Source organism: Streptomyces sp. NPDC002958, from assembly GCF_055563255.1.
In genome coordinates this window covers 1-11,301 of record NZ_JBVHDS010000054.1, presented here as the reverse complement: position 1 = coordinate 11,301, position 11,301 = coordinate 1, and the positions used below count along the sequence as shown (strand labels likewise).

The window sequence follows — 11,301 nt, the reverse complement described above, 5'->3', positions numbered from 1 at the left end:
AGGTGCCACTTGTCCCCGGGCCGTGGCCGACGGCGGCGCAGTCCGTCCGCGTAGGCCTGGCCGAACTTGGCGGACCAGCGGCGGATGGTCTCGTAGGAGACGATCACGCCGCGCTCGAGCATCAGCTCCTCGACCTCGCGGAAGGACAGCGGGAAGCGGAAGTACAGCCATACCGCGTGCGCGATCACCTCCACCGGGTACCGGTGGCCCTTGTACGACGGCGACGCGGACGACACGAACGAATCCCTCCCCGGCACGACCAACCAGAAGATCATCCCACCCGGCCAGCCAACGTGACAGTGCCGCTCTGACGGGTCGCGTCACCGACCCCGCACCCGACAACACTGTCACCCGAATGGCCCAACATGACGTGCCACCCACATGGGTGAAGATCAAGCTGGCTAGTGCCCCAACCGAGGCAATCTGTGAAAGGCGAACCAAATGCGCATTCGACGAATCCTCGCCGCAGTCTTCGCCACGGCAGCCCTCGCCGGACTCGGCCTCACAGGCGCCGCCACCGCCGCCACCGCCACCGCCGGCAGCGTCACCCCGGCCAGCGTCACCCCGGGTGAGTGCACGGACGGCGGCGGAACGATCGATCGGTCGACGCCCGTGCTCCCGACCTGCAGGGGCGGTATGTACGACGGGCAGACGGTCGACTAAACCCCACTAGGACCCGTTGCGAAAGTGGATCGGCGCCCCGCAGCCACGCGTTGCGGGGCGACTCCCTCGCGAGCGTTCTCCCTCGGCTGACGGCTCAACGTACCTGGGAGGCGTGACGATCGCACACGGGCCCGATGAGGTCGGCGGGAGCGGCTTTGGGCTGGAGCTGCCATGGGGCGAGAGATTGGGGCCCGTACGCTGGTCGCGAATCGGGCAGTCTCTAGGGCAGCAGCCTGTCCGGCCACACCCGGGACCACCTCGACGCAGTCGCTGCCGAACTCAACAGCCGCCCACGCAAGACGCTCGGCTGGGAAACCCCAGCCGAGCGCCTGTCTAAACTGCTCGCCACCACACGTCGGTGATCACGTGTTGCAACGACCCCTGGAATTCGCCGGCAGGCCGGGCCCTTCCAACTTCGTTTCGTTCCAAAGCTCGACACAAACGCCCAGCCCGCCAACTCAACCACTCACTCGCCAAGTGAAGCACTCAGTTCGGGGCGCGGTCTCTACAGGTCGAACTCCAGGTGCTCGATGTCCGTGAAGCGGACCTCCTCCAGGGAGCCGCTCGCGGCGGCCGCCGTCCTGGAAGTACACTTCTTTGAGCGCTTCGGCGGCGATCTCCCGCAGCTCCCGGTCGCTGGCGCCCTGCTCCTGGGCGTCGAAGAGGCGGGCGGCGTACTGCGGCGGCAGCGCCACCGTGAGGTGCCGGATCCGGTCCTGGTCCGTCGACCCGATCGGCGCGGTGTAGCCGAGGCGGGCGCGGGTGTCGATGACGATGCCGCCGGTGCTCGCCGCCTTCTGCCGGGCCTTGGCCCGGATCTGCGGCTGCCACCGGGCCTTCACCTCGCGCTCTATGCGTGCGGCGAGGTCCGGGCGGGGCTTCTTGATCTGGTCCTTCAAGTACCGCTCCACGGTGCGCTGGGACACCCGCAGCATCTGGGCGACCGCCCTGGTGCCCTTGTACTGTTTGACCAGGTACCGCATCTGCGCGCCGGCCGACTTCGGGATCGGGCGGGTGAACGCCTTCTGCACCGCCTGGTCCAGGCCGTCCCCGAACATGCTCATGCCTGCCTACTCTCCGTTGTCCTTGTCGGTGACGGTGCCGTCCTTGATGTACCGGGCGAGGTTGAGCTCCGGGGCGTTGAACTGCTCCCTCACGCCCTCGCCCCACAGCGTGGACTGGGTGCCCTCGTGCTTCACCAGGCCCGGGTTCACGCCGAGCTTGAAGCCGCCCGGGAGCGGCTTGCCCTCCCGGTAGGGCAGGAAGTCGAGCGGGCTCTCGCCGTCGGCCGCGTACACGGCGCAGTCGGAGAGGATGGCGACGGGGTACTGGCCGGTGAAGGCGGCGTGCTTGAGGATCTTGCGGTGCATGTTGATGCGCGTGCGGGAGATGATCGCGGCGCGGATGTCCGGGCGCCACGTCGGCCGGGACAGCGCCCGCCACGGCTCGCCGGGCCGCCAACCCTCGCCCCGCGGGCGCTCGCGCAGCTTCCCCAGGCCGCCCTTCACCGTCGCCTTGACGGCGGACACCACGATCGCCAGCTCCGGGTCGCGCTGCCGGTAGCCGTTCATCGCCGCCAGGAAGTCGGCCGGCGACAGATCCGCGTCGACACCGAGGTCGGCCATCGTCGCGAGGTAGGCGTCGCGCAGCCGGTTGTACCAGCCGTCGAGGTAGCGGCCGTTCTCGTACCGGACGTATGCCTCGAGCGGCGCGACGTCGTAGCCGAGCTCCACCGCGTAGGCGACGGTCGGCGTCGCGTACCAGGCAGGACCCTCGGGGCGCTCGCCCTTCGGCGTGAACGGGCTGGGCAGCAGGCTGGCGTCCAGCTCCGCCCACTTGTCCTTGCCGACCTTCACCCGGGACAGGTCGACGTGCGACAGGTCCACCAGCCAGCTTCCCGGGAGCTTCGGGTCGAACACCGGCTGCTTGACGTGGGTCGGCGCGCCGAGGCCGACGATCAACCCGTTCGCCCCGGCGGCGAACGCCATGTTCACGTCGATGCCCACCAGGTTCCGGCGGAGGCATTCGGCGTCGGTGAGCGGGCGTGCCCAGTCGTACGCCTCCTCGAACAGCTTCTCCGACGGGCCGCGGACGTGGAAGCGCGGCAGATCTTTGAGGAGCGGGTGCCCGTCCGGGGCCTCGCACGGCGCGCAATCGACCGGGTCCTTCCCCAGCGAGCCGGGGTTGTGCTCGGAGTGCCGCTTGCCGTCGGCGTCCGGCTCGGAGGCCCGGGTCGCCGGGTGCAGCGTGGTCATCAGCTCCAGGCCGGTCACGGCGGTGGAGCCGCGCTGCGTCATCACCCGGGACGCGTACACGCCCAGGACCCGGGCGAGTTCCGCCGGCGGCAGCTCCCCAGCCTCGCCCCAGTGCCGGGTGTCCAGCGCCTGCCACGACGGGATGCACAGCTGCACGCAAGCCCGCTCCGAGCCTGTGGCGGGGCGGTAGATCCGCGCCCACGGCCCGAACCCACGCTTCGTCAGCTTCCACTCCGCGCGGACCAGTTGCTTGATGACCTTGTGGCCCTCCGGCAACCGCCCGGCCAGCCGCTCCTCCTCCGTGAGAGCGACCGGGAGGCCGTAGCGCTCCAGCGCAGCCTCAGTGAGCACGAGCAGCGGGTCGGCCGGCTTGCCCGGACCGGACAGCTTCGGCTGCCCGAGCTGCGCCTCCTTGAGCGTCCAGTCCACCAGGGACGGCAGGGACTTGGCGGGCACGTCCAGGACCAGGCCGCCGGGGCAGTACGCCAGCACCTTCCCGTCCTCGACGTCGACGACCGCCAGCGGGCCGTTCTCGAACCGCGGGTCGGTGCCGCCCGCCGGGGTGGCGGCCGGGGCCGCCTTCTTCGCGCCCGGACGGCGCGACGTCGACGACGGCCTGGTGGTGCGCGCCGGACGCGGCGCTGCTGCCGGAGCAGCGGCGACAGGGGCGGGGGCGGAACTGGTCTGGGTGTTCTCGGATGCAGTCATGACCGCAGCCTCGGGTGCCGGGCCTGTGGACAGAGTCGGCGCTTCCGCCGGGGCGGGCGCGGCGGTGAACGTGGCCGGCACCGCAGCGTCCTGAACGGGCACGGCCGCGTCGACAGGGGTGGGGTAGAGCTCCGCAAGCTTGTCCAGCAGCCGGGCGTACGCGTCCCGCTCCGGCGGGCGGGGCTCGGTCTTGCCGGACTCCCACCCGGACACCGTCGCCCGGCGCACCTTCAGCGCGCCTGCCACCTCGTCAATCGTCAGGCCGTGCGCGGCACGCAGCCGCTTGCGCTCCACCGGCGGCGGCAGCGCGGCACGGGACGCGAGCAGAGCGTCGACCGCGTCGAACAACTCAGACATGGAACACCTCCTGACCAACACCCTACCCCATGAATCGTATGCATCGCGTACGTTTGGCGTACGAATGGCGTACGAACATTGGATGGGGATCGCCCGGCGCGTCAAAGTGCGCACTTCCGTAAGGTGGTGTGCATGACGACGGAGAGCATCGCCTACTCGATCGTGGAGGCCCGCGCCCGCCTGGGCGCCATCGCCCGCGAGGTCAGCGCGACCCGGGAACCAGCCGCCATCACCGATCACGGCCAGACCATTGCGATACTGGTCAGCCCGGCCGACGCCCTCGAATTGCAGGAACTGCGGGCGCTGGCCGCCTACCGCGCACGCCAAGAGCACGGCCAGAGCATCGGCGTGCCGCACGAGGAGGCATACCGCCGTGTGTTCGGCGGAGCTGAGGGGTGAGCTACGAGGTCATCTGGGAGCCTGAGGCCCTTGTCCAGGCGGAGCGGTTCGCCAAGGACGACCCCGACGGGGTGCGGCAGGTGTTCACCGCCATCGACCGCCTCGCCGATGATCCCCGGCCCGAGGGCGCCTTCGGCAGCTCCGACATCCTCCGCATCCATGTCGGGGCCTACCGCGTGCTGTACGAGATCAGCGACCAGCAGGTCCGCGTCGGCGTCATCCACCTCGGACGCCTGCGCTGAAGCCTGAACCAGCTCGGGATCCGGCCCAATCAGGCCCGCAGCACCGCGCTCTTCCAGCTCGCCACCGAGATCCCGGCCGCGATCCTCGCCCGCACTCTGGGCATCCACACCGACGTCGCCGTCGCCTGGCAACGCCTCTCCGCGGGCGACTGGGCCACCTACGCCGCCGAGATCAGCCGCAGAACAAGCCACCGCTACCACGAAATCGCGTCCGGTGACCGGCGCCGCGACTCACGACACGAATGAGATCCGATGCGAACCTATCGCTACAAGGTGCAGAAGAGTGGCTTCGGACTGTTTCTCGGGATCGCAGCCGAAGCCATCCGGCTGGCGGTCCCGCCAACTGCCGGCGCCCCCGTCAGCGACCGGGTCTGGCTAGACGCTTCCGAGGTCAACAACGCCTACTACGGCAGTCGGCTGACACTCACCGAGCGTGAAGTCGCCACGCTGCGACTCGGCCTGGGCAAGGTATCTGGCGACATCGAACTCGTCGAAGGCAGCCCTTACATCCTGATCGCAGTCCGAGCGCTGGAGATCTTTGAGGTCGATTACGCAGAGGTGGCCCTCGCGCCGGCGATCGCCGGCTGGGCCGAAGCGGAGTTCTCTCTGGCACCTGGCCACTGCCACGCCACTCGCGACAGCGCCACCGGCGAGTTCACGTTGGATTGGGAGGAGTGACCTACCTGGCCAATGGTGTCATCCGGTGCGATCACGCCCAAGGGTGCTGTCACGTTGGCTTGCCGGGTGGGATGATCTTCGGGTTGGTCATGGTGGAGGGGGACCGTCCGTGGACAGTGCGCCGTCGTACAGGGGGCACCGGTACCCGGTCGAGGTGATCTCCCACTGTGTGTGGCTGTACTTCCGCTTCCCGCTGTCGTTCCGCGAGGTGGAGGAGCTGATGCTCGAGCGCGGTGTGATCGTCTCCTACGAGACGGTCCGCCGCTGGTGTATGAAGTTCGGCCAGGCCTACGCGAACGGACTGCGCCGCCGTCGGCCGCGGCCCGGGGACAAGTGGCACCTGGACGAGGTCTTCATCAAGATCAACGGAGAGCGGAAGTATCTGTGGCGGGCCGTCGACGCCGACGGCAACGTGCTCGACATCCTGGTCCAGAACCGCCGGAACAAGGCCGCGGCCCGGCGGTTCTTCCGCACACTGCTCAAGAAGACCCGCTCGGTGCCGCGGGTGGTGGTCACCGACAAGCTGCGCTCCTACGGCGCCGCCCACCACGAGGTCATGCCCTCCGTCGAGCACCGCTCACACAAGGGCCTGAACAACCGGGCCGAGAACAGCCACCAGCCCACCCGGCAGCGTGAACGCGCGATGAAAGGCTTCCGCTCCGCCGGCGGGGCCCAGCAGTTCCTGGCCGCGTCAGCGGCATCTCACCCCACTTCCGCCCTCACCGCCACCTGATGACAGCCTCCGACCACCGAGCCGAGATGACCGTCCGCTTCGCGATCTGGGACCAGATCACCGGCGCTGCCGGCCGGCCCACCACGGCCTGACCACAGGCCCGAAGCGCAAGCCCACCACGCCCCGACGCGCCATCAGACACTCACACACCCAACAACGTGACAGCGCCCCGCCCTGGTGTCACCGGCGGAGGAAGCCTGGTTCAATATAGCGAGCGCGTCGCCGGCAGGGCCGTGGCGGACCTGATGTGGCGGGCGGTCGTGGGATCCACGGGGCGTACCTCCTGTGTCGTGCGGACAGCGGACAGGCTACGGTCCGGGTCGGACAGGGCTCCGACGGCTGGGGCAGCCCGCGTGACACGGACGTCACAGTGCCGTTGGACTGCACGCCCCCGAACCGGGCTCGTCCTCCTCGATCAGGAATCCGGGTGGTAGCGGAGGAGGCAACCGCGGTCCCTGCTCCAGAAGGTGGCGGAGGTGCGGTGGCACCGGAGCTTTGACAATCGGGCTTGCCGGACCACGCTCCGGGAAACAGGCCATCATACCGCTGCTGACGTGTACCAACCCTATCTCCGGTGAGTCCCCCATGGGGGGCGCGTGTTCATACTCAGTCTCTTGTCCACAGTTAACGCAACGCATGTCTCACTCCTGCTCCTGGGCCGGGCACCGCAAAATCGTGGCTCCTTGGTCCGCCAGCGGCGGCTTGTTGATGTTCCTGGGGCTCGCGCAGCCCCACTACTTGGTCGTCGACGTTCCCCGGGCGGTTCCACGGGCGGCGTCGCCGCCACCGGTGGACTGCACGCTGATGCCCGCGGTGGCGGTGTCCTCTCAGGGTTCAGCCCTCGTCGACGTACTCCCAGAAGACCGGCGAGTTCGGTCATCGAACACAGCGGAGACCGCCGCCGGCGTATGGGAAACTTGCATCTCGGAAGTGCCTTGCTGATCGTGCGTGCTGGAAGCCTGAAGAACTCCCATCATCGCAGGTCACGAGGCACTTCCTCGTTTCAAGAAGAGTTATCCACAGACGCCGGATCGGTGGATCAAGGCTTAGCCCGGCAGCCCGAGCACGTCCCGGACTTCTTCGCGACGAACAGATGCCGATAAACCGTCACTTGGCGCTGAGGGATGCCGCAGAGCGTCACCTTGTCCGCCGTCAAGGCGTGCCACAGAGCCGGGGCGCCTGTCTGCAGGCATGCCGTGAAGTTCGTCTGGGCAAGCCCGAGCGTGAACCTGAGGGGCCGGAGGTGGCGACCAAGCTGCGGCATGGCCACCACCCTTGCACGTGGCCCGATCAACGTGAAGTCAAAGAGACACGCCCTAGGTCTCGGTACTCACCCCTGGGACCGTGACCCCTGCCGCCGCGAACGGGTCCAGCAGCACCCGGTACTGCTCCTCCGTCAGTTTCGTACGCTTGCAGACAGCGCGCGCGGCGATCGAGCAGGCGGGTTTGATGTCGAAGCAGAGGTGCGGGCGGAAGGCGTCCAGTTCGTGGGTGCGGCGGAGGAGAGCGGTGCGGACGGCACGTTCGATCGCGGAGTTCTCAGACGCGGAGACCCTGGTCGCACGGCTGGCATCGCGGCCGCCCCGGCTCCAGCGGTCAAGGGAGTCCTCGTACAACGCTGCGAGCGCCGCCGGCGGCAGAGCCGTGGACTCCTCAATGAACCGTGCGGTGGCTGCCTCCATGCCCCGTCCCTCCCAGATCTCGGCCAGGGCACCCACACTACCGGTGACCGGCTGATGCTCACGCTGGAGGCCACCGAGCACGCCCCGCGCACGACGGAGCTGTACGAAGTCGTCGGGGGCGGCGCGGACGGCATGGAGCTGCGCCTGGTGGGCATCGCGCCCGAGGGGGCTGAAGGAGGCTGGTATGCCGGTCCGCCCGAGCTGTATGGGGCCGACCCGGTCGAGACTCCGTGGATGGAGGCCGGCCCAGACCGGCTCACGATCACCCGCAACAGCGTCATCGTCCACCAGGGCCGTCACGCACTGGCCCGCCCGACACCGCCGAACCCCGGATCACCACCGCAGTTGGCGACGGAGCGATTGGCTGGGCCGTCGTCCAGGAACGCGAGTACACCCCCGCCGAAATGAGCGCCCTGGAACAGAAGATCCTTGCCCGTGGCGCAGAACTTTCCTCCCGCCACGACCAACAGGACGAGGTGGAGGGGTAAGGCTGATTCCATTCGAAAAACTCGGTGAACGCCCTCGTGAACGCCCTGCATGGCGCCCTGCCAGGCGCCCCGACGTCAGCCCCGATGGTCAGCTGCGCGTCCCGGATGTGGCGCGGGCCTGCAACGCGAGGTGCAACACGGGAGCCCACGGACCCCGTTCCGGAGCATCACCGCAGACCGGGACCGGCTGTGCGCTCCCCCAGCGCAGCCCGTGCCGCATGGTGCGGTCATCCACGCCATTACCTGGGCATCGGTGGGGCCGGTCATCCTCGGGCTGCGGGGTGGCCCGACGTCGCTCTTCAGAGTGATCTTCCGGGCTCTGCGCGAGTGGCGCCGCCGGCACGGGACATCACCGTGGTTGGCTTCGTCCTGGACGACGCCGGGCCACGCTGGCGGTCGTCTGGGATCTGAGGGATGGCGGTTTCACAGCCGCAGAGTTCAACGCAGGGGTGGACTGGGCGATCTTGTGGGTCGAGAACACCGCCTCTGGCCTCACCCAGGGGCGCCGCATGAACTAGCCACCTCACGCGGTGCCGCCGGAACCCGGCACGTCGTCGGGTCAGGCGCTGCTCACCGAGACGGCCGCACGGAACTCCTGCGTCATCAAGGTGACCGAGTCGCGCTGCACGGGCGCGGGCCCGGTTCGTCCCACACCTTGTGCAGCGCGGCGCGCATCCGGTCGTTCATCGCGGCGTTGATCACGGTGCTGTGTTCCTCGGGCACCTCGCGGGTGTCCGAGATGACGACCATGGTCCCGTGGCGGGTGCCGATCATCCCGATCGTGGTGGCCTTCCAGCCCAGCTGCCGGGCCGCCTTGCGCATCGCCGCCCGGATCAGTTCCACCCCGCCCAGCCCGACGGCTTCTTCGTCATCGAGGTTCACCTGGTACGAGCCGCCGTATCCGCCGGCGCCTTCCGGGCAGCTGCGGCGCAGCAGGGGCACCAGGGCGTCGGCCATGGCGGTGCAGCGCGGGTCTTTTGCGTACGAGGCCCGGTGATCGCGGCCTTCAGCACGGCGGCGAGGACGTCGGGCGCCACGGCCTCGGCCTGGGTGGTGGAGGTGCCGCTGAACGAGCGGCGGTCACTGGCCTTGGGCGGCGCGGTGGGCAGCTGGTGGTCGGCGATCTGCTGCTCGGTCACCGCCAGGCGCTCGAAGACCACCTCCGTTCCCGGCGTGTCCACGGCGGCGAACGCGGTGACATCCTCGGCCAGCGCGGAGAACAGGTGGACCTCGCTCGGGTCCCAGTCTGAGACGACAAGAATCCGCACCGCGCGGTGTCCGTCAGCGGCTGCACGCAGCGCGGCTCCCCGTTTCGCTGGCAGCCCGTTGAAGCCGCTGCCCGACCCGACCGGCACACCGAACGGGTCGGCGACGGCCACCAGCTGGGGAACCATCCCCGCTGTTATCCCGCCAGTGCGGTGTGCTCTCCACACGCGGAAGCTGAGGTTGTTCGTCCTGGTGAGAGAGTCGGTATGACGGTCAGCACCAGCAACAGCGGTGTTGCTCTCTGGCGCTTGACGGCCTTGGACTGGCGTACTGAACCATCGGTCAAGCCGTTGTCGCCAAGCACTTGATCTTGGTCTTGGAGTCCCGGAACGTCGGGTTGCTGGTCTCCGCACGGAGCCGCGGCCATTGACACTTCCCGTGTCGCCGACCACTGACGCCCCTGCGACGGCCCCAGCCCGACATCTTCCTCAGCTACGGTGCGCCGAGTTCGAAGACCGGTGCGCGAAGGAGTGAGTGATGAACACGGTGGGAGCCCCGACGGGCGCGGGCGCGATGAAGCGCCGACTGGGCGTGTCCGACGCGGTGGTCATCGGTCTGGGCTCCATGATCGGAGCCGGGATCTTCGCCGCCCTCGGCCCGGCGGCCAGGGCTGCGGGCTCCGGTCTGCTGCTGGGCCTGGCACTGGCCGCGGTCGTGGCCTACTGCAACGCGACGTCCTCGGCACGGCTGGCCGCCCTCTATCCCCAGTCCGGCGGCACCTACGTCTACGGCCGCGAACGCCTGGGCGCCTTCTGGGGCTACCTCGCCGGCTGGGCGTTCATCGTTGGCAAGACCGCCTCCTGCGCGGCCATGGCCCTCACGGTCGGCGCATACCTGTGGCCGGGCCAGGCGCACGCGGTGGCCGTGGCCGCCGTGGTGGCACTGACCGCGGTCAACTACGCCGGGGTGCAGAAGTCCGCGCTCCTCACCCGCATCATCGTCGCGGTCGTCCTGGCTGTGCTCGCCGCCGTGGTCGTCGCCGCCCTGACCTCCGTCGGCGCGGACACTGCGCGGCTGGACATCGGCTCGGACGCCACCGTCGGCGGGGTGCTCCAGGCGGCGGGCCTGCTGTTCTTCGCCTTCGCCGGCTACGCCCGCATCGCCACCCTCGGTGAGGAAGTCCGCGACCCCGCCCGCACCATCCCGCGCGCCATTCCGATCGCGCTCGGCATCACGCTCGCCGTCTACGCCCTTGTCGCCATCGCCGTCCTGACCGTGCTGGGCCCCAGCCGGCTGGCGGACGCAACCGCCCCGCTGTCGGACGCCGTACGGGCCGCGGGCGCCGGCTGGCTGGTGCCCGTCGTCCGCGTGGGCGGCGCCGTCGCCGCGCTCGGCTCGCTGCTCGCTCTTATCCTCGGGGTCTCCCGCACCACCCTAGCCATGGCCCGCGACCGGCACCTGCCGCACACCTTGGCCGCCGTCCACCCCCGCTTCGGTGTCCCGCACCGCGCCGAGCTGGCTGTAGGCGCCGTCGTCGCCCTGCTCGCCGCGACCACCGACGTACGCGGGGCGATCGGCTTCTCTTCCTTCGGCGTCCTGGCCTACTACGCCATCGCCAACGCCTCCGCCTGGACTCTCACCGAGGAAGAGGGCCGGCCGAACCGCCTCGTCCCCGTCATCGGCCTGGCCGGCTGCGCGGTCCTCGCCTTCGCCCTGCCGCTGAGCACCGTCATCTCCGGCGCCGCAGTCCTCATCCTCGGGGCTGCCATCTACGGCCTGCGGAAGGCCAGGACACTTAGCCTCGATCCACCGATCTGATGGCTGTGGATGACTCTTCGAGAAATAAGGAAGTGCCTTGTGACCTGCGATGATGGGAGTTCTTGAGGCTTC

At 69.3% G+C, this 11,301-nt stretch carries 10 protein-coding genes and 3 pseudogenes; 7 read left to right on the top strand and 6 right to left on the bottom strand.

All coding sequences use genetic code 11. The features are described 5' to 3' along the window. A pseudogene (locus ACZ3IC_RS33660) lies at positions 1-236 on the bottom strand (IS6 family transposase); the annotation flags it as partial. A gap of 205 nt (positions 237-441) precedes the next feature. On the opposite strand from ACZ3IC_RS33660, the gene ACZ3IC_RS33655 reads away from it, so the two are divergent. Next, positions 442-663, top strand: a complete 222-nt coding sequence (locus ACZ3IC_RS33655) for a hypothetical protein (RefSeq protein WP_467422461.1) — start codon at positions 442-444, stop codon at positions 661-663. A 505-nt stretch (positions 664-1,168) separates the two neighbouring features. Here ACZ3IC_RS33655 and tpg read toward each other — a convergent pair. After that, positions 1,169-1,727 (bottom strand): annotated as a pseudogene (tpg, locus tag ACZ3IC_RS33650) (telomere-protecting terminal protein Tpg). A 6-nt stretch (positions 1,728-1,733) separates the two neighbouring features. Next, the gene (tap, locus tag ACZ3IC_RS33645) at positions 1,734-3,983 is read right to left on the bottom strand and encodes a telomere-associated protein Tap (RefSeq protein WP_467422460.1); all 2,250 of its coding nucleotides are present in this window, start codon (positions 3,981-3,983) and stop codon (positions 1,734-1,736) included. A 132-nt stretch (positions 3,984-4,115) separates the two neighbouring features. On the opposite strand from tap, the gene ACZ3IC_RS33640 reads away from it, so the two are divergent. The 4 genes and pseudogenes from ACZ3IC_RS33640 to ACZ3IC_RS33625 all read left to right on the top strand — a co-directional run bounded on the left by ACZ3IC_RS33640 (position 4,116) and on the right by ACZ3IC_RS33625 (position 6,127). Further along, complete coding sequence (locus ACZ3IC_RS33640; protein ID WP_467422459.1) at positions 4,116-4,382, top strand: type II toxin-antitoxin system Phd/YefM family antitoxin; 267 nt, start codon at positions 4,116-4,118, stop codon at positions 4,380-4,382. Further along, on the top strand, positions 4,379-4,624 hold the full coding sequence (locus ACZ3IC_RS33635; RefSeq protein WP_467422458.1) for a type II toxin-antitoxin system RelE family toxin: 246 nt from the start codon (positions 4,379-4,381) through the stop codon (positions 4,622-4,624). The genes ACZ3IC_RS33640 and ACZ3IC_RS33635 overlap by 4 nt, the downstream gene beginning before the upstream one ends. 252 nt (positions 4,625-4,876) lie before the next feature. Continuing rightward, positions 4,877-5,302: a hypothetical protein gene (locus ACZ3IC_RS33630; RefSeq protein WP_467422457.1), complete on the top strand. Its 426-nt coding sequence runs from the start codon at positions 4,877-4,879 to the stop codon at positions 5,300-5,302. 109 nt (positions 5,303-5,411) lie between these two features. Then, positions 5,412-6,127, top strand: a pseudogene (locus ACZ3IC_RS33625) (IS6 family transposase). 1,224 nt (positions 6,128-7,351) lie between these two features. Here ACZ3IC_RS33625 and ACZ3IC_RS33620 read toward each other — a convergent pair. After that, a complete protein-coding gene (locus ACZ3IC_RS33620) occupies positions 7,352-7,717 on the bottom strand; it encodes a hypothetical protein (protein ID WP_467422456.1) in 366 nt (121 codons plus the stop codon). A gap of 54 nt (positions 7,718-7,771) precedes the next feature. Between ACZ3IC_RS33620 and ACZ3IC_RS33615 the strand changes: the two genes are divergently transcribed. Further along, positions 7,772-8,125 (top strand): hypothetical protein, encoded by a 354-nt coding sequence (locus tag ACZ3IC_RS33615; RefSeq protein ID WP_467422454.1) that lies wholly within the window; start codon positions 7,772-7,774, stop codon positions 8,123-8,125. A 683-nt stretch (positions 8,126-8,808) separates the two neighbouring features. On the opposite strand, the gene ACZ3IC_RS33610 is transcribed toward ACZ3IC_RS33615, so the two are convergent. Both ACZ3IC_RS33610 and ACZ3IC_RS33605 read right to left on the bottom strand, forming a co-directional pair. Continuing rightward, a complete protein-coding gene (locus tag ACZ3IC_RS33610; RefSeq protein WP_467422453.1) occupies positions 8,809-9,087 on the bottom strand; it encodes a hypothetical protein in 279 nt (92 codons plus the stop codon). Then, a complete protein-coding gene (locus ACZ3IC_RS33605) occupies positions 9,084-9,599 on the bottom strand; it encodes a hypothetical protein (protein ID WP_467422452.1) in 516 nt (171 codons plus the stop codon). The genes ACZ3IC_RS33610 and ACZ3IC_RS33605 overlap by 4 nt, the downstream gene beginning before the upstream one ends. A 349-nt stretch (positions 9,600-9,948) precedes the next feature. Here ACZ3IC_RS33605 and ACZ3IC_RS33600 point away from each other — a divergent pair, with 349 nt between their 5' ends. After that, on the top strand, positions 9,949-11,229 hold the full coding sequence (locus ACZ3IC_RS33600; RefSeq protein WP_467422451.1) for an APC family permease: 1,281 nt from the start codon (positions 9,949-9,951) through the stop codon (positions 11,227-11,229). The last annotated feature ends 72 nt before the right edge of the window (positions 11,230-11,301 follow it).

Coding starts and splice junctions, on each gene's coding strand:
- ACZ3IC_RS33615 (WP_467422454.1), top strand. CDS start 7,772: ATGCTCACGCTGGAGGCCACCGAGCACGCCCCGCGCACGACGGAGCTG.
- ACZ3IC_RS33640 (WP_467422459.1), top strand. CDS start 4,116: ATGACGACGGAGAGCATCGCCTACTCGATCGTGGAGGCCCGCGCCCGC.
- ACZ3IC_RS33600 (WP_467422451.1), top strand. CDS start 9,949: ATGAACACGGTGGGAGCCCCGACGGGCGCGGGCGCGATGAAGCGCCGA.
- ACZ3IC_RS33655 (WP_467422461.1), top strand. CDS start 442: ATGCGCATTCGACGAATCCTCGCCGCAGTCTTCGCCACGGCAGCCCTC.
- ACZ3IC_RS33605 (WP_467422452.1), bottom strand. CDS start 9,599: ATGGTTCCCCAGCTGGTGGCCGTCGCCGACCCGTTCGGTGTGCCGGTC.
- ACZ3IC_RS33630 (WP_467422457.1), top strand. CDS start 4,877: ATGCGAACCTATCGCTACAAGGTGCAGAAGAGTGGCTTCGGACTGTTT.
- ACZ3IC_RS33620 (WP_467422456.1), bottom strand. CDS start 7,717: ATGGAGGCAGCCACCGCACGGTTCATTGAGGAGTCCACGGCTCTGCCG.
- tap (WP_467422460.1), bottom strand. CDS start 3,983: ATGTCTGAGTTGTTCGACGCGGTCGACGCTCTGCTCGCGTCCCGTGCC.